The organism is Paraeggerthella sp. (assembly GCF_048427265.1).
In the GTDB taxonomy this organism is placed as follows: Bacteria; Actinomycetota; Coriobacteriia; order Coriobacteriales; family Eggerthellaceae; genus Paraeggerthella; species Paraeggerthella hominis.
Genome location: NZ_DBFOSR010000022.1, coordinates 1 through 26062, shown reverse-complemented (window position 1 = coordinate 26062; position 26062 = coordinate 1). Strand labels below are relative to the sequence as shown.

Annotated in this window: 26 protein-coding genes and 1 tRNA gene; 5 read left to right on the top strand and 22 right to left on the bottom strand. The window is 59.1% G+C overall.

The genetic code is table 11. The features are described 5' to 3' along the window. The first annotated feature begins 311 nt into the window (after positions 1-311). Positions 312-1664, top strand: a complete 1353-nt coding sequence (locus ACMNI9_RS02415) for a magnesium transporter (protein WP_114567952.1) — start codon at positions 312-314, stop codon at positions 1662-1664. Between the two features lie 4 nt (positions 1665-1668). Continuing rightward, positions 1669-2964 (top strand): Nramp family divalent metal transporter, encoded by a 1296-nt coding sequence (locus ACMNI9_RS02410; RefSeq protein ID WP_216529292.1) that lies wholly within the window; start codon positions 1669-1671, stop codon positions 2962-2964. Here ACMNI9_RS02410 and ACMNI9_RS02405 read toward each other — a convergent pair. Further along, the gene (locus tag ACMNI9_RS02405) at positions 2961-3434 is read right to left on the bottom strand and encodes an RrF2 family transcriptional regulator (protein WP_114567950.1); all 474 of its coding nucleotides are present in this window, start codon (positions 3432-3434) and stop codon (positions 2961-2963) included. The genes ACMNI9_RS02410 and ACMNI9_RS02405 overlap by 4 nt on opposite strands. Before the next feature lie 290 nt (positions 3435-3724). Between ACMNI9_RS02405 and ACMNI9_RS02400 the strand changes: the two genes are divergently transcribed. Beyond that, positions 3725-4396 carry a 5-formyltetrahydrofolate cyclo-ligase gene (locus tag ACMNI9_RS02400; protein ID WP_418830718.1) on the top strand — a complete coding sequence of 224 codons (672 nt, stop codon included), beginning with the start codon at positions 3725-3727 and terminating at the stop codon, positions 4394-4396. Positions 4397-4453: 57 nt separating this feature from the next. Here the strand turns inward: ACMNI9_RS02400 and ACMNI9_RS02395 are convergent, their stop codons facing one another. The 7 genes from ACMNI9_RS02395 to ACMNI9_RS02365 form a co-directional block, all read right to left on the bottom strand. Continuing rightward, entirely contained in the window at positions 4454-6109 is a 1656-nt protein-coding gene (locus ACMNI9_RS02395) for a Na+/H+ antiporter NhaC family protein (RefSeq protein ID WP_216529290.1), read from the bottom strand. Between the two features lie 198 nt (positions 6110-6307). After that, a complete protein-coding gene (locus ACMNI9_RS02390; RefSeq protein WP_418830716.1) occupies positions 6308-7309 on the bottom strand; it encodes an ElyC/SanA/YdcF family protein in 1002 nt (333 codons plus the stop codon). Positions 7310-7826: 517 nt separating this feature from the next. Beyond that, the gene (locus ACMNI9_RS02385) at positions 7827-9371 is read right to left on the bottom strand and encodes a sodium:solute symporter family protein (RefSeq protein ID WP_114566304.1); all 1545 of its coding nucleotides are present in this window, start codon (positions 9369-9371) and stop codon (positions 7827-7829) included. A gap of 120 nt (positions 9372-9491) precedes the next feature. After that, entirely contained in the window at positions 9492-9683 is a 192-nt protein-coding gene (locus ACMNI9_RS02380) for a hypothetical protein (RefSeq protein ID WP_147269851.1), read from the bottom strand. A gap of 295 nt (positions 9684-9978) precedes the next feature. Further along, a complete protein-coding gene (locus ACMNI9_RS02375; protein ID WP_216529287.1) occupies positions 9979-11214 on the bottom strand; it encodes a phenylacetate--CoA ligase family protein in 1236 nt (411 codons plus the stop codon). Positions 11215-11406: 192 nt separating this feature from the next. Then, complete coding sequence (locus tag ACMNI9_RS02370; RefSeq protein WP_225749647.1) at positions 11407-12000, bottom strand: indolepyruvate oxidoreductase subunit beta; 594 nt, start codon at positions 11998-12000, stop codon at positions 11407-11409. After that, a complete protein-coding gene (locus ACMNI9_RS02365) occupies positions 11993-14002 on the bottom strand; it encodes a thiamine pyrophosphate-dependent enzyme (protein WP_418830713.1) in 2010 nt (669 codons plus the stop codon). Before ACMNI9_RS02365 ends, ACMNI9_RS02370 begins: the two co-directional genes overlap by 8 nt. Before the next feature lie 629 nt (positions 14003-14631). Between ACMNI9_RS02365 and ACMNI9_RS02360 the strand changes: the two genes are divergently transcribed. After that, on the top strand, positions 14632-14943 hold the full coding sequence (locus ACMNI9_RS02360) for a zf-TFIIB domain-containing protein (RefSeq protein ID WP_418830711.1): 312 nt from the start codon (positions 14632-14634) through the stop codon (positions 14941-14943). 48 nt (positions 14944-14991) lie between these two features. Here ACMNI9_RS02360 and ACMNI9_RS02355 read toward each other — a convergent pair whose 3' ends face one another. The 3 genes from ACMNI9_RS02355 to ACMNI9_RS02345 form a co-directional block, all read right to left on the bottom strand. Further along, entirely contained in the window at positions 14992-15678 is a 687-nt protein-coding gene (locus tag ACMNI9_RS02355) for a queuosine precursor transporter (RefSeq protein WP_114566310.1), read from the bottom strand. Between the two features lie 12 nt (positions 15679-15690). Beyond that, entirely contained in the window at positions 15691-16161 is a 471-nt protein-coding gene (gene purE / locus ACMNI9_RS02350) for a 5-(carboxyamino)imidazole ribonucleotide mutase (protein WP_114566311.1), read from the bottom strand. Between the two features lie 77 nt (positions 16162-16238). Further along, a complete protein-coding gene (locus ACMNI9_RS02345; protein WP_418830709.1) occupies positions 16239-16865 on the bottom strand; it encodes a TetR/AcrR family transcriptional regulator in 627 nt (208 codons plus the stop codon). 198 nt (positions 16866-17063) lie between these two features. Here ACMNI9_RS02345 and ACMNI9_RS02340 point away from each other — a divergent pair, with 198 nt between their 5' ends. Continuing rightward, positions 17064-17252, top strand: coding sequence for a twin-arginine translocase TatA/TatE family subunit (locus ACMNI9_RS02340; protein ID WP_418830707.1), 189 nt, complete (start codon positions 17064-17066; stop codon positions 17250-17252). Positions 17253-17431: 179 nt separating this feature from the next. Here ACMNI9_RS02340 and ACMNI9_RS02335 read toward each other — a convergent pair. From ACMNI9_RS02335 to ACMNI9_RS02285, 11 genes are all read right to left on the bottom strand, one after another. Further along, positions 17432-17507 (bottom strand) — tRNA-Phe (locus tag ACMNI9_RS02335). A 63-nt stretch (positions 17508-17570) separates the two neighbouring features. Beyond that, the gene (locus ACMNI9_RS02330) at positions 17571-18173 is read right to left on the bottom strand and encodes a hypothetical protein (protein ID WP_418830705.1); all 603 of its coding nucleotides are present in this window, start codon (positions 18171-18173) and stop codon (positions 17571-17573) included. Next, positions 18160-18828 carry a hypothetical protein gene (locus tag ACMNI9_RS02325; RefSeq protein ID WP_418830704.1) on the bottom strand — a complete coding sequence of 223 codons (669 nt, stop codon included), beginning with the start codon at positions 18826-18828 and terminating at the stop codon, positions 18160-18162. The genes ACMNI9_RS02330 and ACMNI9_RS02325 overlap by 14 nt, the downstream gene beginning before the upstream one ends. A 5-nt stretch (positions 18829-18833) precedes the next feature. After that, complete coding sequence (gene pilM, locus ACMNI9_RS02320; protein WP_418830702.1) at positions 18834-19826, bottom strand: pilus assembly protein PilM; 993 nt, start codon at positions 19824-19826, stop codon at positions 18834-18836. Positions 19827-19858: 32 nt separating this feature from the next. After that, positions 19859-20713, bottom strand: a complete 855-nt coding sequence (locus tag ACMNI9_RS02315) for a prepilin peptidase (RefSeq protein WP_225749789.1) — start codon at positions 20711-20713, stop codon at positions 19859-19861. Between the two features lie 54 nt (positions 20714-20767). Next, the gene (locus ACMNI9_RS02310) at positions 20768-21163 is read right to left on the bottom strand and encodes a prepilin-type N-terminal cleavage/methylation domain-containing protein (RefSeq protein WP_114566328.1); all 396 of its coding nucleotides are present in this window, start codon (positions 21161-21163) and stop codon (positions 20768-20770) included. A gap of 97 nt (positions 21164-21260) precedes the next feature. Next, on the bottom strand, positions 21261-22469 hold the full coding sequence (locus ACMNI9_RS02305) for a type II secretion system F family protein (RefSeq protein ID WP_418830700.1): 1209 nt from the start codon (positions 22467-22469) through the stop codon (positions 21261-21263). Continuing rightward, the gene (locus tag ACMNI9_RS02300; RefSeq protein ID WP_418830699.1) at positions 22469-23524 is read right to left on the bottom strand and encodes a type IV pilus twitching motility protein PilT; all 1056 of its coding nucleotides are present in this window, start codon (positions 23522-23524) and stop codon (positions 22469-22471) included. The genes ACMNI9_RS02305 and ACMNI9_RS02300 overlap by 1 nt, the downstream gene beginning before the upstream one ends. A gap of 13 nt (positions 23525-23537) precedes the next feature. Beyond that, positions 23538-25235, bottom strand: coding sequence for a GspE/PulE family protein (locus ACMNI9_RS02295; protein ID WP_418830698.1), 1698 nt, complete (start codon positions 25233-25235; stop codon positions 23538-23540). Then, positions 25236-25766, bottom strand: coding sequence for a hypothetical protein (locus ACMNI9_RS02290; protein ID WP_418830697.1), 531 nt, complete (start codon positions 25764-25766; stop codon positions 25236-25238). Next, a partial coding sequence (locus ACMNI9_RS02285) for a type IV pilus modification PilV family protein (protein ID WP_418830695.1) occupies positions 25763-26062 on the bottom strand: 300 nt, incomplete at its 5' end. The genes ACMNI9_RS02285 and ACMNI9_RS02290, both read right to left, overlap by 4 nt.

The window sequence follows — 26062 nt, the reverse complement described above, 5'->3', positions numbered from 1 at the left end:
CAAACGCGATCAGACGGTTTGACTGAACGGCACGCCGTTCAGAAGCCCGAAATCCGCAACGACTGGTATCAGCACGTGCGGTTTTTTTATTGGTCAATAGGAAAGGGACTTTGTTGAAGGTTCGAAAATCGAAACCTCACAGTAAGTAGCCCTCCTTCGATTTCCTTACGTCGGCAGTCGAAGGTGGCTGCGGCGCTCGTGTTTGACATAGATTTTACTCCCCCGCATCGTGATGCGCGCAAACGCACGCGTTACCATGGGACACGGTACGATCGCTTGCGAACACGGGCATGAACAGTAAGGGATAAACCATGCTCTACCTCTCTCAAATGATGGGGAAACCCGTCGTAGACGCCACGGGCGAAAAGATCGGCACGATCTCTGACCTGGCCATTTCAACTGGCGAGGTGTTTCCGCGCATCACGAGCCTGGCTTTTCAAGGGCCCGGCAAAGTGCCGTTCATGATCTCATGGCGCAAATACGTCGAGGAGTTCGACGAAACCGGCATCACGCTCACCGTGGAAGCGCACGACATCCGCTTCAGCTATCTGCAACCTGACGAAGTTCTTCTCGCGCGCGACTTGTTGAACCGTCAGATCGTCGATACGCAAGGCATGAAAGTCGTTCGCGTCAACGATCTCAAGCTTTCCGTGTCGGGTTCGCAGCTACGCCTGCTTGGCGCCGAAGTGGGCGCGCGCGGCATCCTGCGCGGTCTGGCCCCCTGGCTCGAACGCGCCGTTGTAGCAGTGGCCAAGGTGTTCGATAAAAAGATCGACGAGCAGATCATCGCATGGAACTACATGGACCTGCTTGACCGCGACCTGTCCGAAGTGCAGCTGTCCGTTACGCACAAGCGCTTGGACGAGCTCCACCCTGCAGACGTGGCCGACATCTTGGAGCAACTTGACCCGCAGCAGCGAGCCAACGTGTTCCAGCACCTCGACGACGCTCAAGCAACCGAGGCTATCTCGGAAATGGAAGACGAGTACCAGGCCGACTTCATCGAAGACCTCGACGACGCCCGCGCCGCCGGCCTGCTGGGGAACATGGACCCGGACGACGCTGCAGACATCGTGCGCGACCTGTCGTACGAGAAAGCAGAAACCCTGCTGCGCCTCATGGGCGTGGAGGACGCCACCGAGATCCGTCGCCTGCTTGGATACAAGGACGGCACGGCCGGCGGTATGATGACCACGCAGTTCGTTTCCGTCAAGGCCGACACCACCGTTGGCGAAACCATAGAAGTACTGCGCGAACTGCCCGAAGACCATCCCACCGTGCATTACGTGTATGTGCTGGACGACTACGATGAATTCATCGGCGTGCTCAGCCTGCGAACCCTTGTGCTGACCGACGATGCGAAACCCGTGCGCGAAGTCATGTTCGACGACGTGATTTCCGCAACGCCAGAAGAAACCGAAGAGGACGTGGCTGCCGACATCTTCAAGTACGAGCTGCCCGCCATGCCGGTGGTGGACGAGCATGGCGTGCTGCTGGGCATCGTCACCGTTGACGACGCCTGGGACGCTATCGAGGAGGACGTCAGCAGCGACAAGACGCAGGTAACCGCGGCGAAGATCGTTGGCGGCATCATTGGCGCCGTACTGTTCTTGGTCCTGTACACGATGGTGTTGTTCCAGATCATCGGCTACGATTGGAGGTAGCCTCATGGTCGAAAAGAACCTCGAGCGCGCGGACGCTGCGCAAGCGATCGACGAAACCGCACCTGAGAAAAAGAAACCCAATAAGCTCTGGCTGCTCTTGGCCGCCATGGGGCCCGGCATCGTAACGGCTATGGCCGGCAACGACGCCGGCGGCATTTCAACGTACTCCACCGTGGGAGCCAAGTTCGGGTTCGCCACGTTGTGGGTCATCCCCGTCATGTGCGTCCTGCTTATCGTGGTGGAGCTGACCGCCGCAAGAATGGGAGCCGTCACCGGCAAGGGCTTTGCGGCCCTCATCCGCGAGCGCTTCGGCATTCGCCTAACGGCGCTGGCCATGTTAGCGCTGCTCGTCGGTAACGTGTGCACCACGTTTTCGGAGTTCGCAGGCATCGCAAGCGGCATGGAAATGTTCGGCGTGTCGAAATATTTGGCAGTTCCGGTAGCCGCAGCTGCGGTGTGGCTGCTTATCGTGGGCGGCAGCTACAAGCGCGTAGAGAAAGTGTTTCTGATACTGTCGTTGGTGTTCGTCACGTACATCGTAGCCGCGTTCATGGCGCAACCGGACTGGGGCCAGGCACTGCAGAGCACCGCCATCCCCCGCATTGTGGAAGACAAGAGCTTCGTTTCCCTGGTCATAGCCATGATAGGCACGACCATCGCGCCGTGGATGATGTTCTTCAACCAGAGCAACGTGGTTGAAAAGGGCATCTCGGTAAAGGATCTGTTCTCCCAAAAAGTGGACGTGATTGCCGGCACGATAGCGGCTTGCCTGGTGGCGTGGTTCATCATCGTGACCACGGGCGCCGTGCTGCATCCGCAGGGAATCGAAATCGAATCCGCTGCCGATGCAGCACGCGCTCTCGCACCGTTCGCCGGGCACTACGCTGAAGCGCTGTTCGCCATCGGCCTGGTAGCTGCGTCGTTTCTTGCAGCATGCGTATTGCCGCTTACCACGGCGTTCGTTATTTGCGAAGCCTTCGGGTGGGAAGCGGGCGTTTCTTTCAAATGGAAGGAAGCGCCGCTGTTCAAGAGCATCTTCACGTGCATTATCGTGTTCTCGGCCGTCATTGTGCTGGTTCCGAACATCGATTTGATGAACGTCATGCTCACGGCCCAGTTCGTAAACGGCCTTGTACTGCCGGTGCTGCTGGTGTTCATGGCAATTATCGCAGCCGACAAGCGCGTCATGGGCGCCTTCCGTTCGCGCATGACGTCTCGCGTGCTCATCTGGCTGACGGTGGGCATCGTAACGGTGCTCACCGTCGCCTTGCTGATCATGCAGCTTCTGGGTATCGGCTAGTTGTCCGCCACCAGGCGCTGGCTTTCCTGCTTGAGACGATCGGAGAGGTATTGCCGGCTGCTTGATTCGTCCTGAACGCACCCGAGCAGCATGTCGATGGTCAAGCTGGAAAGATACGCGTCCATGCTTTCTTCGATCAAGTTGTACGTTTGCTTGATGTTGTCGACCATCTCGCCGCCCTTGCGCGCGTTGCGCTTTTCACGCGTGGCGCGCTTGGAGTCTTCGTCAAGCGCCTTGATGATTTCAAGCACACTGATTTCGGAAGCATCCTTGGCCAGTCGATAGCCCCCGTGCTTGCCCGGTCGGGCCTCGATGATGCCCGCATTGCGCAAAAGCTGCGCAAGCTGGATCAGGTAGTCGCGAGGAATGGACATATCCTCGGCAATGTCTTTGGAGGAGCAGGTAGCCCCTTGCGCAGCCAAGTACAGAATGGCTCGCATGCCGTAATCGGTCGATGCTTTGAGTTGCACTGGTATCTCCTAACTCGATCCATCACCGGACTCATATTGAGATTCGCGGTAAACGGTTCGCCTTATGGTCAAAGGTTGGCTTGAGTGTACCTAATTCCGATCGATTATAGCAAGGTCATTGATAGGCATGTAGGTCAAACCGAATTGAAACGGTTACGTTTACGATACGTTGCATGCACAAATAAGGTGCTACAGGCCGTCAACCGGCAGGGTCACGCGTGCAAGACCGAATCGCGCGAACGGGCACGGCGCGCAATGCAAGCCGGACAGCTTAGGCTATACTGGCTCGCATGGATGAGAAGAAACGTGTTCGAGAAGAAGTCCTTCGTCGTCGAGATGCTTTGAGCGCTCAAATTCGCGCGCGCAAAAGCCTTGAGATTTGCCTTCGGCTGGAACGTTTGATTGCGGAATGCCTATCAACAGACCCCGCAAGCGAAGAAGCGATTTCCCACACCGACGCGAAGCATGCGAGCGGAAGTCCGGGCGCCTGTTTCGACAAGCCTTGCATTGCCGTGTTCTCCGCCATGCGCAGCGAGGTGGATTTGAGCGCTTTCGTGCAAGCGGCGCATACGCGCGCATGGAGCGTGTGCTTTCCCTGTATGCTGCGCGAAGCCGCCGACCAGCCTGCGCGCATGGCGCTCTACCGTGTGACGCGCGCACAGCTCGACCGTGCACGAACGACGTTTCTCGACCATCCGCTTCGCTGCCTGACGCCTGCAACGCTTGAACGCAACGGGTTCGAAGCCGTTCATCCCAACAAGCTCGACGTAGTAGCCGTGCCGCTGGTTGCGTTCGACGGACAGGGCAACCGTCTGGGATACGGCGGCGGCAACTACGACCGCCTGCTCCCCAACCTGCGCGCCGACGCTCTTGTTGTGGGCGTGGCGTTCAGCGAGCAACGCGTAGAGGTCGTGCCCTGCGAGCCTCACGACCAACCGCTTCCGCTTATCATCAGCGCCTAAAAAAGGAGGGCGCGGAACGAATCCCGCGCCCTCCCCTTGTTTCCTTCGAGCTCAAAACTACTTGGCTGCCCCGTACTTCGAACGGTTGAGCACCAGCACGGCCAGCACCATAACCACAGCGCCGCCCGCAAGGGAAATCCACGGATTGCCCGTGAAGCCGGCAACCACGTAACCCGCGAAGCAGATAACCGCAACCACGGAGGCGTACGGCAGCTGCGTGGCAACGTGGCGCAGGTGGTTGCACTGCGCGCCCGCCGACGACAAGATAGTGGTGTCCGAAATGGGGGACACGTGGTCGCCGTACACCGCACCACCCAGCGTGGCGCCGACGGCAACCAGGAACAAGGGGCCTTCAACCGGGAACACGCCGATAACGATAGGCAGAATAAGCGCGATAGTACCCCACGACGTGCCCATAGCGAAGCCGATGAAAGCAGCAACCAGGAAGATCACGGCGGGCAGAAGCTCCAAGCCAACGCCGATGCTGTTCAGGAAGCCGCTGACGAACTCTCCCGTGCCCAGCAGGTAACGGCAGGTACCGCCCAAGCTCCATGCCAGCACCAGGATCATGATGGCGCCCACCATCGAGCGAACGCCTTCCGAAATGCCCTCCATGTAGCCCGAAAGCGTCATGAGCTTGCGGGGCAAGAACATTCCGGCCGACACGACCAGCGCCACGCACACGCCAATGCACAGGCCGAACACCGGGTTCTCGCCCACGGCAGTGGAGAAGTCGACGCCCTGGAAGAAGCCGCCTGCGTACAGCATGCCCAGAATAGAGAACACGATCAACACGATGATCGGCACGATCAGGTCGAACACGCGCCCCTTGTCGGAGATGGTCATGCCCTTGAACTCTTCGACGGCCGCTTTCGCAGCATCTTCAAGCTCGTCTCGCTCGGCAACGATCGTCTCGATCTTGGCCGGCAGCGGGTCGCCTTCGGCGGTGCCGTCAAGGCGAGCCGTGGACACGGCCTCAAGCGCGCTGTCGGGCGAAGGGATGCGCTGCTGCTGGTCGGCCGACTTATGAGCATCGGCCTCTGCTTGGCGCATGGGACCGAAGTCGCGATTGGAGAAGCACATGAAGAATACGAACACGATGGTCAGAAGCGCATAGAAGTTGTACGGGATGGACTGGACGAACGTGGTGAACCCGCCTTCGCCCAAGTAGCCGCCCACGGCAACGGCCCACGACGACACCGGCGCGATGATGCAGATGGGAGCGGCGGTGGAGTCGATGATCCACGCCAGCTTCTCACGGCTGATGTTGAAGCGGTCGGTAACGGGGCGCATGACCGCGCCCACCGTCAGGCAGTTGAAATAGTCGTCCACGAAAATGATGATGCCCAGAAGCGCGGTCAAAACCTGCGCCATTTTCGCGTTCTTGATGTGCGTGGAAACCCACTCGGCGTACGCACGGGAGCCGCCAGCCGCGGCAATGACCACCACAAGCGCGCCTAAGAGCGCCAAGAACAACAGCAACGCCCCGTTGCCCGCTATCTGTTCCGCCATCATCTGCGGAACCATGGTGAACGAGTCCACCAACTGCTCGAACCCGGCACCGTTCAGCGTGAACTGGTAAATAACCATACCCGTGAACACGCCGATAGCAAGCGACGAGTACACCTCCTTCGTGATAAGGGCCAATCCGAGCGCCAAAATCGGCGGAACGATGGACCACACCCCCGCACTGATCAGGTCAAAACCTTCCATACAATCCCCTTCGTCGATATGACAACCGTGCGGTCGGGCGTGCCGGTTCCCTTCGAACGCACACGCGCGGCTGCACAATAATGGTCACTAGTATACCGAACCTCGCTCGAACGCGAAGGAAAACGCGGATGTTTAAGCCGCAAAATAGCGGTATCACCAGGCGAGCGTTACATTCTTGGGGATGTTCGGCGCAAGGTTTTACCGCGTCGCAAAGCTCAGCACGATCGGAATGGTCCACAGCACGAAGATGACCGCGAACGGCCAGCGATGCTCGTTGCTAACCGCCACGAACTCCCGTATGAACGCCGTCGGCCAGAAGTACCGGGCGGTCGTGCTCCCCACGCCTTCGGCGGCAAGACCAATCTTATGCGCGTACTCGGCAGCTCGGAACACGTGGTAGTCGCTTGTCACCACAACTGCACGGTAGCTGTCCTCGCCCGACCGAGCGTCCATGATCGCCTTGCTGTTGCGCAGGTTTTCCATCGTGGCTGAAGACCGGTCCTCCATAAGAACCGCATCGGCGGGCACGCCGCAACGATCGACCAAATACGTCCGCATGGCTTGAGCTTCCGAAACCTGCTCGTCAGGGCCTTTTCCGCCGGATGCCAGCATCAGCGCGCGACAGCCGCCAGCCTTCCACAGCTCCACGCCCTTGTCCAAGCGCCCTGCAAGCAGCGGAGTAGGCTCGGTGCCCGACAAACCGGCGCCGTGCACCACAATGTAGTCGTAGTCGCGACGCTTCGGCAAGCGACGATACAGCCACGAATACAAAAGCAGCGCGAAGAAGGTGAACGCGACGTACGAGCCTTCCATCAAAACAAGGAGGTACAGGGTCAGCACCGGGCCTGGAGCCTGCCAAAGAACCAGCAACGGACCGGCCAGGCACACCGCCACAATGGCTAAAGCCATCAACCCAGGCAGTGCATGCGAAAGCGAAAATCCCTCGCGCCTGATCACGACAACGGCATTCGCCAGCAAGAACACAACCAGAGCAATCGTGCCGAAGGGAATGGCCAGAATTCCCAAGCCGAACAACCATGGCATGTTGAACTGTATGGACATCCCCCAGAAAGCGAACAGGCACAACAGCAAGAAGTACATGGCGTTGCGAAACTGACGAGGCTCTTTACGGTAATTCCGCACGAACAGAAACCCGAAAACAAGAGCCGGCAAGTACGTGAACAGCAGCGAAAGGAGCATGAGAAACCTTTGATAATCGCGGAGGTCTTTTCCCTAGTATATCGCCTGACATTTCTTTGTCGCTAATCTGTTGCAAAGAACGCGCCTTTTGAGCAAACCGCCGAAGAGGGGCGAGCGTTCGGGCGCAGGGCCGACGGCCGGACGAGGGCGGGACGCGGGGCCGGCGGCTGGGGCAAAGGGCCCGCAGCCGGTTCGCGCGGCCGAGCGCAGGGCCGTGCTGTCAAAAAGAACGAGTTTTGCTGGTCCTCGATCAAGGATAAAGGGATGCCACACGCGTATGACCTGGTACGATAAAAACCGCATGCACGAGAACTTGCCTCGAGGGAAGCAAAACCGCCGCAAAACTCGTTCGTTTTGACAGAACTTGACGCCGCGCCTCAAATCCCGGCAGCAACAATCCGGCCGCCGGCCCCAGCCCCACGCCTCGGCCCCGGCCCCGCCCCAGCCCGAAGAACGCAAACCCGCGTGCCAAGAGCCCCTCAAGCCCGGACCCTCGGCACGCAAGCGCAAGCCGCTGCTACTTTGCTTCGGCTTCCAACTCTTGAACGTACTCGCGATCGATGGCTCCCTGAACGCTCGGCGGGTCGATGTCGAAAGGAACGGACTTGGTGAACAGGCTGACCAGGGGAACCAGCACCAAAGAAAGCACCATGGCGATAGCGCCGCAGTTGATGGGAGAAGCGATCAACGGAGCGCCGAAGAAACCCGCGATCATGTTTCCGGTAGTCAGACCCACGCCCACGATAAAGCTAACCCATACGGCAGAGCGCGAAATACGCTTGGAGTACAGCCCCCAGAAGAACGGTCCCAGGAAGGCGCCGGCGAGCGCGCCCCACGAAATGGACATGAGCTGCGCAATGAACGTAATGGACGAGTTGTACTGCACAAGCGCAATCACCGCAGAGATCACGATGAACACCACCAGCAGCACGCGCATGTAGAACAGCTGCATCTGCTCGGGCATCTTCTTCACGATGTTTCCCTTGATCAAGTCAAGCGTCAACGTGGAAGACGACGTCAGGACCAGCGAGGAAAGCGTAGACATAGACGCGCTCAGCACCAGCACGATCACGATGCCAATCAGCAGGTCAGGCAGCGTGGACAACATGGTGGGCATAATGGAGTCGTACACCGGCGTTCCCGCAGCGGTCATTTCCACCTGGTCGCCGTACAGGCGCCCGAAACCTCCCAAAAAGTAGCTTCCTCCGGCAACGACCATGGCGAACACGGTCGAGATGATAGCGCCCTGCTTGACGGCGGGACCGCTTTTTATAGCGTAGAACTTCTGGACCATCTGGGGTAAACCCCAGGTACCCAGGCTGGTCAGCACGATAACGCCGATCAGGTCGGGAAGGTTCGGACCGAAGAAGCTCACAAACGGGCCGGCCATCTGAGAGCCCTCTGCCGGAATAAGCGAAAGCTGGTTAATGGCCTCGGTAAACCCGCCGTTGTTAGACAGCACGGCGGCAATGACGGCAACAATTCCCAGCAGCATGACGATACCCTGGATAAAATCGTTCACGACGGTGGCCATATATCCGCCCAGCACCACGTATATGCAGGTGATGACCGCCATTCCGATAACGCATACCTCGTACGGCAAACCGAACGCCATGCCGAACAAACGCGACAGCCCGTTGTACACGCTCGCGGTGTACGGAATCAGGAACACGAAGATGATGGCAGCGGCAGCGATGCGCAAGCCTTTCGAATGGTAGCGCGCTCCGAAAAACTCGGGCATCGTGGCCGCCTTCAAGCGATGCGTGACCTCGCGCGTACGCGGGCCAAGCACCCACCAGGCAAGCAAGCTTCCCAAAATAGCATTGCCGATGCCAATCCACGTGGCAGCAAGACCGTATTTCCAACCGAACTGTCCCGCATACCCCACGAAGATCACCGCGGAAAAGTAGCTTGTGCCGAACGCGAATGCTGAAAGCCACGGTCCTACGGAGCGACCTCCCAGCACGAACCCGTCAACGCTGGTGGTGTGTCGTCTGCAGTAAATGCCCACGCCTATCGCCACTCCGACAAATATGAGCACCATGCAAATTTTCTCGATCATGCGGATTATTCCTTACGTTGAATGCCTGCAACAAAAAAGCCCGTTCAAGAGCTTGAAGGCGCACACGAATTTCCAACGGATGCGTCGAGGTACGACGACGCGCCAGCAGAACCCCGTGTGCTAGAGGTATCGATAGGAATAATAGGAAACGTAATGAGGCTCGGCGGCGTCGAGCGCGCAGGGCTTCGAGCCCAAGTCGAGCGGTGCGAGAATTTCTGAGGACCGAGGGGCGAAAGCCCGGCACGCCGCCGCGAGAGCCAGCTCCAAACGCCAGCGTTCGTCAACAACGATATGTCCCTTTGCAGAATGCATGGGGACACTTTACCATAGCGCAGCGCCAACAGGCGGCAAAATACCGCGAACGAGCCATGCGCTTCTTCGCGCAGACGCAAGCCGTGGACCGCAAGCCCTAGGCCACAGGTGACGAACCGCGAACCGCAAGCCGCAGTCGACAGGCAACGAACCCGCCTTCTTCACGCGCAGCGCGCAAGACAAAGGCGTCGACAATCCGTCGCGCCAAAGCAAAAACCTCCCCGCACGCCTGCTCAGCGCACGGGGAGGAGCACCATCAACGTATCATCCGCGCAAGCCTCACGCTAAAGCGCATTTAGTATCGGCTGTCGAAGATGCGCTTGGTCTTCTTTTCGCTGCGCGGAAGCTCACCCATGGGAACGCCCTTGGCGTCAGGAGTGCAACCGCATTTCGCCTTGAAGATCATGGCGAGTTCCTGCTCGGCGCGCTCCTTTGCCTCGTTCTGCAACGCGGTCTCGAACAGAACGGTCAGCACGTCTTTGCCGCTGATGTTCTCGATCATCACCTGGTACTCGCTGGAAGCCCCGTCGGTTATCGAGATGACCTCTTCAACCTGAGCCGGGAAAATGTTGCAGCCCTTCACCTTGAACATGTCGTCGGTGCGGCCCGTCAGCGTGTCGATGCGCGGATGCGCCAGCCCGCAGGCGCAGTCGCCGGGGATGATGCGCGTCAGGTCGTGCGTGCGGTAGCGAATGAGCGGCGCGCCCTGCTTGCGCAACGTGGTCAGCACCAGCTCGCCCACCTCGCCGTCGGGCACGGGCGCTCCCGTAACGGGGTCGACCACTTCGATATACACGTAGTCGGCCCACACGTGCATACCGTTGTGCTCGCTGCACGAAATACCGATGCCGGGGCCGTACACCTCCGTCAGTCCGTAGATGTCGAAGATCTCCACGCCCAACTCGCCCGAAATGCGCTGGCGCATCTTGTCGCCCCAGCGTTCGCTGCCGATAACGCCCTTGCGCAGGCAGATCTTGTCGCGCAGGCCGCGCTCGGCAATCTCTTCGGCCAGCAGCAGCGCGTACGAGCTGGTTGCGCACAGCACGGTCGATTTAAGATCCTGCATCATCTTCAGCTGCTTTTCCGTGTTGCCCGGCCCCATGGGAATAGCCATCGCGCCCAGTCGTTCGGCACCCAGCTGGAACCCGATGCCCGCCGTCCACAAGCCGTAACCAGGCGTGATGTGGATGCGATCCTTATTGGTGATCCCTGCGGTTTCGTAGCAGCGCGCAAACTGCACGGCCCAGTCGACAACGTCCTGCTGCGTATAGGGAACGATCACGGGCGTGCCCGTGGTTCCGCTGGAGCTGTGTATGCGCACGATCTCTTCGTCGGGAACGGCTTGCAGTCCCAAAGGATACGCGTTGCGCAGGTCGTCTTTTTCGGAGAAGGGCAGCTTCTCGAAATCTTGCTGAGTCTGCACATCGGACAAGTCGATGCCCTCGAACTTGGATCGATAGAAGGCGGAACGGTTTTTCAGCGTTTCGAATTGCTTTTTGATAAGGGAAAGCTGATCGGCAGTCATCTGCATGAGGGGTCCTTTTCTCTCAACCGGAATGTTCGATTCATAGATGCTTCAAGCCTGCACAGAGCGAGACTTGAAGCTAAAGCCATCGACCAGCCGGACCCACGGCTATACAAGGCATATTGTTGAATACGAATTCCATGCGTTCCATTCTAGGCGAACAATCGAACAATGCAAAGCACTTTGAAAAGGACGAGCCTACCTTGCCGCCACATCGATGGCAGCAAGGTTGAGGTCCACGAAGCGCGGCTTCACGCACGCGCGGACCGCGCGGCGCAAGTCGTCCAGGCTGATCGGGATGCAGTTCGTGTTCAACGCACTAGCCAGCAGCAGCGTGTTGAGCACCTTGCGGCCGCCGGCCGCCTCCGTCAACGCGGCGTCGTCTATGGCAATCAGTCGAGCTTGCGTCCCAGCCAAAGATCGAGCGATGCCGTCCACAACGTCGTCGGCGCGGTAAGGATGCTTGCCCAGCGCCGCAGTCACCGGCTGGATGGCCGTAACCGCAGTAACCATCACCCCGTCGGAAGAAAGATACGGAAGAACGCGCGCCGCCTCGGCGGGCTCGAATGCAATCACCAGATCGGCCGTGCCCTGTGCAACCAATGGCGCGAACACCTCTTCGCCCTGATCGCCCATGCGCACGTGAGACACCACGTTCCCGCCGCGCTGCGCCATGCCGATAGTCTCGGCAGTGCGAACATGCCAACCCTTGTCCTGGGCCGCTTGAGCCAGAACCTTCGCAGCCAGCACGGTTCCCTGGCCGCCGACGCCCGCAAGCAGCACATTACGCATGGGAGCCTCCTTCCATCGCAGAGCCGTTAAGGGGTTTGTCCGCCAACGACGCATTCGCGTCCGACATCGTGATCGCATCGAACGGGCACACCTGGGTGCACAGGGTGCATCCGTTGCATAGGCTTTCGTCAACGAACGCCTGACCGCGCTCTTTGCTCTTTGGCCCGCGCGCATCAACGTTGAACCCTATACCCGGGCAGCCAATTTCCGTGATGCACTTTTTACAGCCCGTGCACAGATCCTGGTCGATCACCGCCGGAGGATTCGGCTTCACCAGCTGAATGCAAGGAGATTCGAACAGGATGGCGGAGGGGCCCTCGAACGAGACGGCCTTCTGAGCGGCCTTCGTGGATTCGTCGAAGTTCAGCGGATCAGCATGGACGATGCATTCGAAGCCCACGGCCTCCAGAACGCGCTCGATAGAAATAGGGGTGCGCGTATCTCCCATCAGCGTCACGCCGGTGCCCGGATGCGGCTGAGAACCGGTCATGGCAGTGGTCGCGTTATCCAGCACGCACACCGTGATGTCGTGGCCGTTGTACACCGCGTTCACAATGCCCGGAAGACCGCTTGCGAAAAACGTCGAGTCGCCCACGAACGCGAGCGTTTTCTTCTGCGGCTCGGCCACGGCAAATCCTTGCGCCATCGTGATACCCGCGCCCATGCACAAGCACGTGTCGACCGCATCGAGCGGTTGGGCGTTGCCCAGCGTGTAGCAGCCGATGTCTCCGCACAGGACGGCAGGCGTACGGCCCAAAGCGCGTTTAATGGCGTAGAAGCTGCCGCGATGAGGGCAGCCTGCGCACAAAACGGGCGGGCGGACCGGCAGCGGAGCGTCAGCGGACTCGTACACGGGCGGCTGGGCGGCGGAGCGCCCGTCGGAAAGGCCCAGGAAGCGGGCGATTCTGACGACGGCATCGTCCACGTCGTTCTCGCCGCGGTCGCGCGCGTCACCGGTAAGCTTGCCCTTCACGTCGAACGACGCATGCGTGCGTCCCGCAAAGACCAGCAAAGCGTCTTCCAGCACGTGGTCGAGTTCTTCAAGCACGAGCACCTGGTCAAGCCCCTGCGCGAAGCGTTCGGCGGTTTCCTCGGGGAAGGGATACGGGGTTCCCACCTGCCAAAAACGATAGGCCGGGATCTCGAAGCCCTCAAGCGCCGCACGCTCCTCGATCATGCGCAAGGCTTCCCGCGCGTAAGCAGCTGAAACGCCGCCCGCCACAATGCCCAAGCGGGGAACGGAAGCTTCCTGCGACGCGTCTTCCGCGGCAGCAGGGTGCGCGGCGCCGCCTTCTTCAATCGGGTTGAACGCCGACAGAACCGGATCGTTCGCATAATCGCCGGCGATGGACCGCAAGCGCTCGTTTATCTCGCCGTGCGCTTCGTATGCGCGGCGCGGGAAGATGACCCACTTCGGATCGCGCTCGAAGCCCTCTTCCGGCACCGGACGGGCAACCGTCGTCTCGGCAACCTCGAAGAACGTGGATGCGTGGCAAATGCGCGTGGTAGGCCGCACGATAACGGGCGTAGCGTAGCGCTCGGACAGGTCGAAGGCGGCCTGCATCATGGCAAACCCCTGGTCGGGAGTAGCCGGATCAAGAACGGGAATCTTCGCGAACGAGGCGAAGCGGCGCGTGTCCTGCTCGGTTTGAGACGATATGGGGCCGGGATCGTCGGCCACAAACAGCACGGTACCGCCCTTCACGCCCACGTAGTTCAGGCTCATCAGCGGATCGCTCGCAACGTTAAGACCCACCTGCTTACAGGTGAACAGCGTACGTGCGCCGCAGTAGGCAGCACCGGCCACCACTTCAAGCGCGCTCTTCTCGTTCGTCGACCACTCCACATGGACGTCGCGCGCGCTGCCTGCGCCGTGCAGTTTCGCTATCGTCTCGATAACCTCGGAAGACGGAGTGCCGGGATATCCCGCCACCACACGCACGCCCGACTCAAGCGCCGCGTGCGCGAACGCTTCGTTCCCCATCAACAATTGCTTCGTCATACGTCTCGCCTGTCTCGCTTTTCGCGGTTCGTGAAGGACCTGCACACGAACGAGTGTTTCACGTGAAACATTTCCGTTCCCATGATAGCAAACCCTTCGCTAGGATTTTCGACGGAGCCGCTGCACATCGGTCGCAGGAGAGCCTTCTCCACAGGAAGTGCCGCGCGACCTCGAACAAGAGGTGCGCTTTGCCCGTTGTCGAACGGCAGTCGATATGCAACGAGAGACGCGCAGCGAAGAAAGCGCAACCGGGCCGTGAGCATTCCGAGCAAAACCGCCCCGCCGAGCAAACATCGGCATCGGGTTGATCGGCGGCCCCTGAAAATGCGGACGCGAGCGGGGACCTGCGACACCGATCGTCGCCTACAAAACCATAAAACCGCGCATTGGCCTTATCCTGGAACGCGGCGGGCATTTTTACGAATACGCCGATCGGAATTGCTCTTCGAAGCTTGATTTCTTTGACATGGGCCCCGTTCGCATCCGCGCAGTTCATCCTCGAACCCCCTCTATGCAGGCAAGAAATTCTTATGTCGTTTCTGATATAAAAGCAAAGAACTTTACCTAAGGCGCGTTTGCGCTCAAAATGGAGGCGCATCGTTTTGCATCCCCGAGAGCAGGAGGTTCCTATGAAATGCCCCCTCTGCAATGTCGACCTGATCATGAGCGAGCGCCAAGGCATCGAGATCGATTACTGCCCGCAATGTCGCGGCGTATGGCTCGACCGCGGCGAGCTTGACAAGATCATCGATCGCTCAACGTCCCTGGCGGCCCCCGCTGCCGCGCCGAGCGCATCGTATGCAAGCGCGCCCGAGCGCTACGACGAGCGCCGTTACGACGATCGCCGCTATGAGGACAAATACCGTGACGACTATTACAAAAAGGGAAAGAAGAAAAAGCGCGGGGATTTCCTGGGCGACCTCTTCGATTTCGGCGACTAGCCAGCTTCGTGCGTCGCGTGGCCGTCCGAAGACTACCGCAATACGTCGTTAGGCGGCCACACGCGCTCGAACCCTCACGATCACCAGTTTCGTTACGGGATACAGAACAACTTCGTACAGCACCTTGAACAGCACTTGCGAAGCGACCATGGCAATGACGACCTCCGGCGAAAACGTTCCGGCGAACGCGATGGTGATAAACACAAGGGAGTCCACCGTTTCCCCCAAAAGGGTCGACGAAACGCAACGAAAGAACAGATGCTTGTCGAAGCGCCGCTTCAAGGACGCCATCACGTACGAGTTGAGCAAACTCCCCAGCAAATAAGCGGCAAGCGAGCCTAGAAGAATGCGCCACGAGCTGCCCAGCGTAATAGCGAAGGCGCTGTCGACGCTCGGATCAAGACCCGGAAGCGCGATGGCAACATGAAACGCCAACGCCGCCAGCGCCGCCAATGCGAATCCCAGCAAAATAGCCGAGCGCATGCGCTTGAATCCGAACACGTCGGACAGCACGTCATTGATTATATACACCACGGGGAACGTCAAAATAGATGCTGGAAGCGTAAAAAGCCCCAGATCAAGAGCTTTTGCGGCCAGTACGTTCGATATAACCAACGTACCGCAAAACAGCGCCGTGAACACTCCGTACACGCGCAAGCCTTCCGCCGAAACGGCCGGGGCGCCGTCTCTTGCCGGGCAGACAAGAGCGGCGCCATCCCCCTGATGCTCGGTCACGTTCGCCTGCTCCTATGCTTCGGCCATGCCCTGCTTGAAGTCGATGATCTTCTGACGCGCGTCGTCGCAGCCCGTGCCCAGCATTTGAACAGCCAAGATAGCGGCGTTCTTCGCGCCGTTGATAGCAACGCACGCTACGGGAACGCCGGAAGGCATCTGCACCATGGAAAGAAGGGAGTCCAATCCGCCTAGGTCGCTGGTCTTCATGGGAACGGTGATGACCGGGTTCGGCGTGTAAGCCGCCACCACGCCGCCCAAATGCGCCGCCTTGCCGGCCGCAGCCACAATCACGCGGATGCCGCGCTCGTGCGCAGTAGACGCCCAGTCGTGCACGTCCGCCGGCTTGCGATGCGCGCTGGCAACTTTGACCTCGTACGGAATGCCGAACTCGTCAAGCTGCTTCATGCACGGCTCCATGGCCGGCATGTCGCTTTCGGATCCCATGATAATGCCCACAAGCGGGGTGTTCGGTTCGCAGGACATGACTGCTCCTTCTCCTCGTTCGCTCCGCGGCGCGGATCCCGCGCGCGATGCGTCTGTTTTCGTTCGCTGCAAGTGTATCATCCGACGATGCGGCGAACGACCTCCTCCACGTCCTCTGCCGACATAAGCCCTTCGGACGGGTTTCGCGCCGCGCGAGACAACGCGAACTTCGCCGCCTCCAACGCCTCGGAAACCACGATGCCCGCCTCTTCAGAAGACGACAGAAGCTCGGGGCACGTGCGCAATTGCGGGCGTTCGTCCAGATACGAAGCTACAAGCGTCCTGAAATCGGCTACGAATTCAAACGCATTGTCCAAGAACATCTTCATAAGCGACGGGGTGTCTTTCACCAACGCAACGCGAAGCGACGATACGTCGCTTTCCCAGTCGAACGACTCAACCACCTGCAAGAACAACGTCAGCGTGGCGGTGAACATGGTAGCGGGCATCAGGCGGTCGAACGCCGCATGAACCGCATCGGGATCAAGGTTGTACGTGCCGATGCCCACGATTGCAGCATCTTTCGTAGGAAAATAATTGAAGAACGTGCCTTGAGACACCTGGGCGCGTTCGGAAATCTGCGCAACCGTTATATTGTCGTACCCTCGCTCTTGCACCAACGTGATAGCTGCGCGCTCGATAGCCGCGCGCGTTGCACGGCGCTTTCGCTCGCGCAAGCCGCGCGGAGCCGCATCGTTAGACATAGTCAACCCTTCGTTTGCAATATCGATTCGAATTATACGAAGCTGTGCTGAACCTTGCAGCAATATTATTGTTTACCTATAAAATTGTAGTGACTATAAATTTAATGTTGCTATAATGCAAGTCAAATACACGCAACCGCGCAAATGCGCACGCAGAGAACCGCTAGGCACGGAAACTTGCTCAAGAAGGAGTGCAGTATGAGGATATTCGGCATGGGAATGCCTGAACTTGTTTTGATTCTGGTAGCCGTCCTGCTTATCTTCGGTCCGAAAAATCTGCCGAAGCTGGGGGCCATGCTCGGCCGAGGCGTGAAGAAGCTGCGCGGTCGCGTCGAAGACGACGACATGGAGCCGAGCGCCAAGCAAGGAGCGCAGCGCCGCTCTTAACCGCATGCGTTTCATGCCCCCGAAAACGTCCCGATCGCCGGGGCGTTTTCGTATATAAGGGCCGATAAAGACGGTGTGCGAGCGAAAACTCGCAACCCTCCAGCACCGCACGCCCGATCAGAGGCAGACGAAAGCCCAGACACGAAAAAGCGCCCCGATAGGGGCGCTTCGCAATGCAATGGTGGTCGGAGGGGGACTTGAACCCTCGGCACGCGGATTTTCAGTCCGCTGCTCTACCAACTGAGCTACCCGACCATTTCGCTATCCGTAAAGGACGCGGATTGATATTTTACCGATGTAGCCGCCTGCGGTCAAGCCCTACTTCGCGCTTTTCTCAACAAGGCCTCCAAGATTCGTGGAACCGTTCGTCGTTTCAAGGTATGTAACGTTAAACGTCGAGGCCACGCTTTCGACCGACCCGTCCGCCAACAGCTTTCCCGTCATGGAAAAGTTCATGATCTCGCACCGATAAGCGCCGTTCTCCAACGCCCGAACCACATCAAGAGCGGCGCTGTAATTGGAAGTTGTAAACGAAACCGTCACCGGGCGACGCACCAAATGCCCGTCAAGCACGGGCTGCTCGAACTTCAGATCGTACGTAATCGCAGAAGCCATCAATGCGTTGAGCTGGTCAAGCTCGTTTTTCAGGTTGTCGTACACCGCCACCTCGGGAACCGGCTGCTGCTTGCCCAGTTCATCCAACTCGGCCTGCATACGCTGACGAACGCTTGCCAGCATAGTCTGCTGGTCAACTTGCAATCGAATGTCCTCAAGCTGCTGTTCGTTGGCAGCCACGGTGTCGGCTACGCTCTTCACCACAAAAAAGTAATAGCAGGCACCCACCAGCAGAACGACTAGCACCAGCAGCAGGCCCTTTTCGCGACCGGAGAACGAGCGATTCAAGAAACTACGCCGCGCCATTGCTGCCTCCCTTCTTCGCCACGTCGCCCTGCGCTTCCACCATCGCCTTGCCAGCCGCCTGGTCGAGCGCGCCCTTGAAGGTTATCTCGATGGTGGCCGACGCAACCGCGTCGGTTTCTCCTTGCGCGGTGGAAACCGTTACGTGCGCTACGCGATCGTCGCCTTCCAGGTCTTGGACCAGGTGCGACACCTTGGTAAGATCCACTCCCAAGCAGGTAACGGTCGCTTTGTTTCCCGACACCTTCAGCGAGGACAGGTACCCTACGCTCAATACCTTCTGCTCCAGCAAATCGAGCACCGTATCGCGGTCGACCAGGTTCATCTCCTCTTCGGAAAGCCCCGTGACCACGTAGCGAGCGTACTGCTTGTTCAGTTCTGCGTAGTCGGCGTTCTGATCCCTCAGCGCATCAAGCTGGGCTTGCGCGGCCGCAACGTCTCGACCGCTTGCCGCGCTTGCAGCCAACGGGTCCACAACCGCGAACTTGGCGAACAGGGCAATCAGCACCAAACCTATCGCGAACAAGGCAACGTAGGTTGCACGCGACCCACGTTGCTGCTCGACCGCCACAAGGTTGATGAACGTTTTTGTGGGATAGGAATCCTTCTTCGCCGAGGGCGAGAACCCTTTGATGGAAACCGGTTTTTTCAGCTCCACGCCCCTCACCTCGCATTCCTGGTAGCGCCCACGGCGGCCGGGCACAAGGTGCGCAAGTCGCGATCGCTTGTGGTGAAGGGCATAAGGTCGATAATGGGGCGAAGTTCGATGTTCGTGTGGGCATCGATGGTTTCCATAAGAGGCTCCAGCAGCGTTCCGCCGCCGCAGCAATACGCCACCTCGATAGCTGCCGTAGGATTATTGAAGCTGTAGAAGTTCAAAGCCCTTCCAAGTTCTACGGCGATAGATGCGTATATCGACTGAACTTCCTTAGAATGCTGCGCGTCCTCAAAATCCGCCAGCTTGTACTTCACGGCAACATGCTCGTCAACGCCGCGTTCGCGAGCGAGTGCGCGATCGATATCCATCCCGCCGATCTCAATAGAGCGAGCAACGTCGTACATTCCGTCCAAGAAGAAGTGCAGCTTCGTGGCGCGATACGAAAAGTCGATGACGCAGCAACTCTGAAACGCAATCGGATTTTTCCTGATCAGATTCTGAAACGCCGCTTGCTCGGGCAACGCGACACGCAACCGCAAGCCGGCGCGACAAAACAACTCCGCAAAGTCGGCGATCGTCTGCCGAGGCGACACCACAGCCAAAAGATCCATGGTTTCAGGCGTTCCGTCCGGGGCTTCGTTCATGGAAAGCACGGCGTAATCGTACAGGTACCGGTCTTTGCCTTGTGCTATGTAATCGCGAAACTCGTAGGGAAGGTTGAGCTTCAGCTCTTTCTCGGTCATGGCGGGCAACGTAAGCCGACGCACTAGATTGTCGGCCGCAGGAAGCACCAACGCAACGTCCTTGGAGATACCGCCTGCGCTTTTGGCCAGGCTTTTTATGAAATCGGCCATAGCGTCGCGACTCACGATGCGGCCGTCGACAACAAGACCCTCGGGAAGGGACTCCACTACCACCTTTTTAACAGCATCCCCCTCGCACACCGCAAGTTTGATGCTGCTTTCGCCGATGTCGACGCCTGTGCACGTTTTGCCCATGCGGCGTGATCCTTTCAACCTTCTTTTGAACCCTACAAGAACAATCCCGTATACCACGTAAGAGCCGCCGGTCCCACCAGCAACGTCAGCACCGTTGCAAAGGAGATAGCGGGACCGAACGGGATCGCCTTTGTCCGGAAGCTTTCAGAACCCGAATCCGCCGCACCGTCTGCAACGGCATCGGGCGAAGCGGAAAGCCCCCGGACAAGGGCGAACACCAACCCGGCAATGCAAGCGATCAGCAGGTTCAGCAACGAACCGGCCAATCCCAGAAACAACCCCACCGCAAACAAGAGCTTTACGTCGCCGCCACCCAGGGAAGCGCGCTTCGTTGCGGCATCGAACATGATGGAGAACAGCAGGATGCCGCCGCCTACGCCAAGGCCGCCTGCCAAACCGTCGAGCGCCACCGACGCCCACCCGAAACCCGTCAACGAAACGAACAGGCTGCCCACGCCAAAGCTTCCGTTTGCCGGAGGAGACATGAACCCTACGGAAGCCGCCCAAACGAGCAGCGCCGCGACAACGAACCCATTCGGGATGGTAAACGTGTCCAGGTCAACCAAAGCCGCGCCCATGAGAATGGTCGCGAGCGCCATGTACGCCAAGACGGAAATGCCGAAGCCATGCACCACCGCAAGCGCGACGAACACGATTGCCATAACAACCTCGACAAGCGCGTAGCGAGGGCTGACCGGGGCTTTGCAGTGACGGCATCGGCCTCTCAAGGCCAGCCACGATACGACGGGCACCAAGTCGAGGGGGCCGAGCGCATGGTCGCACGCCGGACAATGGCTGCGCCCATGCAGGACGCTTTCGCCGTGCACCATGCGCCATGCCAAACAGTTGATGAAGCTGCCCATGCACGCGCCAAGGAGGGCGACCATCCCCAGAAGGATGGCCGCCTCACCTGGCGTGAAGATGTTGATGGGGAGGGGCAATTAAGCAGCAGGGGTTACGTCGCTTGAGGAAACAACAGCCGTTACGGTGTATCCCTTATCTCCATTTACCGGCACGGCGTCATCCTTATCGCCCTCTTTCCACTCGGCAATAGTCACTTGACCAACATTGCCGTTCTCGTCAACCGTTGCCGTCGCAGTCCATTTTCCGGACTTAAGATCCTCGGGGCCTTTTTCCAGAATGATTTCAGTTGCCGCCACAGCCTTTACAGCACGAATATCGGCCGCCTTAACCGCCTCATTCGCCTTATCCAGCGCGCCCGTGAACACCGGCACGGCGATGGCGACCAGCACGAGCACGATCGCAACCACGATCAGGAGCTCGGCCAGCGTAAAGCCGCCCTTCTCCTCGCGAATCTTCTTGATCATTTCCTTCATAGTTGTTCCTTTCTCCTGATCTAGCACTTCCGTCGTGCCAAATTCACGTTATATTCTGCACAATGCAACGAAAGTAAGTCATAGCTTATCTATTTCATTACATTGCAGCATACATGGTAAACAGCGGCAAGTACAACGCCACCACGATGAAGCCCGCAAATATCGCCATCAGAACCAGCAGGGTCGGTTCCATAAGCGAAAGCGCGCGATCGGTCACGCGTTGCGTTTCGCTATCGTAAAACGACCCCATGGTTTCCAAGGTCTCTTCAAGTTCTCCGGTGTGTTCGCCCACGGTGGTCATCTCGATAAGCGTGCGCGGGAACCAGCGGCAGTCGATCATGCACTCGCCCATCGTTCGGCCTTCTTCCAGCCCTGCTTCCATGCGCCCCACTTCGCGCGACAGCACGTAGTTGTCCATCACGCGAGACGTCACCGACACCGCACGAGGCATGGAATGCCCCGACGATATGAGCATGGCCATGGTATTCGCAAACTGCGAAGCACCCGAGTACTTTCCTATCACGCCAAGAACCGGCAAGTTCAGCCGCATCTTCGCGAACTGCGTTTTTCCGGATTCGGTGGTGCTGTACAGCTTGATGCCCAGCACCAACAACGCCACGATCACCAGCACCATCACGATATTCGCCGAAACCCAGTTGGAGGAATCGATCAAAAACTGCGTGATGCCCGGCATGTCGCTTCCCAGCGACGAAACCATGCCGGCTATGGCCGGCACCACCATCACCATCATCACCGCCACTACAACCACAGCGATGATCAGCACGAAGATGGGATACGTGAGCGCGCTGGCCACCTTGGCGGCCACCTTGGATCGCTTATCGTAATACGCGTGCAGGCGCGCGAAGCACTCGGGCAGGTGCCCGCTTTCCTCACCGGCGCGCACGGTTTCGACGAACACGCGCGGCAAGTTCTCGCCCTTGTTCTCAAAGCTTTCGGCAAGCCCGTACCCCGCCGATACGTCGGCGGCAACCTCGACCAGCACGCGCTTGAGGTACTTGTCGGCGGTCTGGTCGGCCACCAACGACACCGCGCGTCCAATAGGCAAGCCCGCTTTCAAGATGGTCGAGAACTGCGTGCACATGATGGCGAGGTTCTTCGTTTTCGCCTTCGGCTTGGTAATGTCCATGGTTAAAATATTGGCGCCTTTTTTGACCTCTTTGACGCTTTGGACCACGCGGCACAGTTCGCGGGCCTTTTCCATGGCCTCGATCTCGTCGAACGCCTCGACCACGCCGTTGATGCGCTGTCCGTCGTTGGCAACTCCCATGTAGGTGTATGCAGGCATTAGCGCGCGTTCCTTCTCACGTAGTCTTCATCGTACGCTGCGGCAGCTGCCGTTTCCAAGCTGATGGCGCGCGTGCGTACCAACTGGATCAGCGCATTGTCCATGGACACGCTGCCTGCCGCCGCCGAAGTGGCAAGCGAGCTGGCGATTTGCGGCGTTTTTGCCTCGCGAATAAGGTTGCGGATAGCGGGCGTCACCATCATGAGCTCGCAGGCCAACGCGCGGCCCGCCCCGTCGCGGCGCGGCAACAGCTGCTGTGAAAGAACAGCCACCAGGCAGGTGGAAAGCTGCATGCGAATCTGTCGCTGCAAGCCCTCGGGAAACACGTCCACCATGCGGTCGATGGAATCCGCCGCTGACTTCGTGTGCAACGTGGCCAGCACGAAGTGGCCGGTTTCGGCAGCGGTCAGCGCCGTTTGGATGGTTTCCAAATCGCGCATCTCCCCAATAAGGATGACATCGGGGTCTTCGCGCAGGACGGCACGCAGGGCGTCATGGTAGCTAGCCGTATCCTGACCGATTTCGCGCTGAGAGACAATCGAGCGATCCGGCGTGTAGATGTATTCGATGGGGTCTTCCATGGTGATGATGTTTTGGTCGCTCGTATGATTGATGCTGTTGATGAGCGCAGCCAGCGTGGTCGACTTGCCGCTGCCCGTTTCACCCGTAACCACCACGATGCCGCGCTGGATACGGGGGAAATCGAGCACCGCAGGCGGAAGCCCCAGCGATTCGAGCGCGGGTATGGCGTCGGACAAAAGGCGCAGGGCGGCACTGACGTGGCCTTGCTGCCGGAACAGGTTGATACGAACGCGCACACCGGCAATGGTGGCGGCTCGGTCAAGCTCTCCCGAGCGCTTGATGCGCTCGAAATCGTCGCCGGCCAGCTGCCGTGCAAGCTGCTCGCAATCGTCGTGCGTCAACGGCGCGTCGTCGGCGAATCCCGCGTTCGTCAATCGACCCGCAACGCGAAACTTGGCCGGAAGGCCGCACACCAGATGCACGTCCGACGCCTGCGCACGATGCGCGGAAGCTATGAGTTCCTCTACGTTCATGATCGGCTCCTTGCTATTCCAACGCCGTAATGGTCTTGCGGGCGTCCTCGGCGGTTGTCACGCCAGAGAGCACCAGCTCACGGCAGGAAGCTTCCATGGTTTTGAACGAACCCGAACGCTCGATGGCGCCCTGCAGCTCTTCGCGCGTCGCGCCTCCTGTGATCGAGGTGCGCAAAGCGCGGTCGAGCGTCAATATCTCGAACACGCCGGTCCTTCCACGATACCCCGTTCCGAAGCACAGGGGACAGCCCGCCCCGCGGTAGAACTTGACGTGCGCGTCGTACGGCAGCCCGATCGTCTCGAATTCTTCAGGCTGAGGATCGTACTCCTGCCGACAATGCGGACACACCAAGCGAACCAGGCGCTGGGAGATAATGCCGCGAATGCCGCTTGCGATAAGGTACGGCTCGACGCCGATGTCGACCAGGCGATCGATCGTAGACGCAGCGTCGAACGTGTGCACGGTGGACAGAACCAGGTGCCCGGTGATAGCGGCACGCATGGCTATCTCGGCCGTCTCGCCGTCGCGGATCTCGCCCACCGCCACGATGTCGGGGTCCTGCCGCAAAATAGCGCGCAGGCCGTTCGCGAACGTCATGCCCGTTTTCTCGTTGATCTGGACTTGGTTCACTCCGTCGATGTTGTATTCCACGGGGTCCTCGAGCGTAACCAGGTTCACCGAATCGGTGTTGAGATGGCGGATCATGGTGTACATGGTGGAGCTTTTGCCGCTGCCCGTGGGCCCGACGATCAGAACCATGCCGTTGTTCGAGCTGATCAGGCGATTGTATTTTTCCAGGTTCTCCCCAGTAAGGCCGATGCCCTGAGGGTCGAACAGGCTGTCGTTCTTGTCGAGCAGGCGAACAACCACCGTTTCGCCGTGGATAGTGGGCAGCGTGTTGATGCGCAGATCGATATCCTGTTTCTTCAGGCGAATACTCGCGCGACCGTCCTGGGGAACGCGGCGCTCCGAGGTGTTCATGCCGCCCATGATTTTAAGACGCGAGATAACGGATGCCTGAAGCTCCTTCGGCACCGTCAGTATCGTTCGCAGCAAACCGTCGATGCGCATGCGCACGTGCAGGTCGGCTTCGCGCGGCTCAAGGTGAATATCGCTTGCCCGTTCGGTCGCTGCGCGCTCGATGATGCTGTTCACCAAGCGAACCGTGGGCGCGGACTGGGCGTCGGCATCGTCGCCGAGCGACGTAGCGGCAAACCCGCTGGACGAATCGTCCGCCGGGCGCGCATCGCGCTTCATTTCCTCGATCGCGCGGGCGGCGCCTTCGTTGCCGTACAGCGTCATGATGGCGCGCATGATGGCGTCGTGCATGGCAACCATGGGGACAACACGCTTGCGGGTGGCGTGCTTCACCGCTTCGATGGCCATGAAGTTCAGCGGGTCACTCATAGCTAGGTACACTTCGTCAGGCGTAGTGCGAACCGGCACGACGTTGTACTGGCGCGCGACGTTTTTGGACACCACGCGGCTCATCTCGGGATCAAGATCAACCTGGGACAAATCGATGAACTCGACGCCCAACTGCATCTGCAACGCCTCGATCAGACCCGCTTCCGTAATGATGCCCTCGGCAATAAGTTCGTCGCCCAGACGGCGCTTCGTTGTTTTCTGCTCCGAAAGCGCGTGCTCTATCTGGTCCTCGGTCACGAGGCCCGCATCGAACAGCACGTCTCCCAAACGTTTGTAAGGCATTTACGATCCTATCCTCAGTACGTTCATGGTGGTTTTGGCAAGCGATTCCTGCGCGACGTCTCCTTCGGCGTACACGCCCAACTCGAAAGACCAGGTCTTGGAGGCGGCATTGTACGAGAGCATTTCAAGTCGCGGCGTAAGGCCGTCTTCGGCAGGAGCAAGAAGAGCCTGCGCGCCCTCGGCGTTCAACCAGATGCCTTGCTGACCGTCGGACTGCAACAAGGCGATTTCATGCCGCGTGGAGCTTGTGAAATACAGGGGGTTCTCGTCAGACTGCACCCCGTCGCCCTCCACTTCAAGCGCGTACGTTAGCTCGTCGATTACCTCCTCGACCGCCTGCATGAGCATCGCGTTGGCTTTCGTCTGCACGGTAATGCGACTGTACGAGTTCATGGCCGCCTGCAATCCGGCGGTTACCGCAACGCACAGCAACCCGATAAACAAGATGCTGATCAGGTGTTCGCCCAGCATGAATCCCCGCGTATCGCGCACGCGGCTGCGGAGCATGGCTCTGTACTTCACGTTTCTCATGCGCGCTTGCCTTCGCAATAGCGCTCATAATCGCCCGAACCGTAAAGCGTCACCGCCGGCTCCGGGTCATTCGCCCCTTCCGAATTGGGGATATAGACTTTTACCTTGGTTAGGTATATATCGGGTTTCCTTTTACCCGAATTCACAAGATTCGATTCCGCATCGTACGAAGCGTCCAGCGCGCGCTCGCTCTGAATCGCCGTGCTCGCAGACGCCATCACCATAGTGGCCAGCATCGTTGCGCCCAGCACGGCAATCAAGATGGCCACAAGCGCTTCAACCATGGAGTCGCCCCG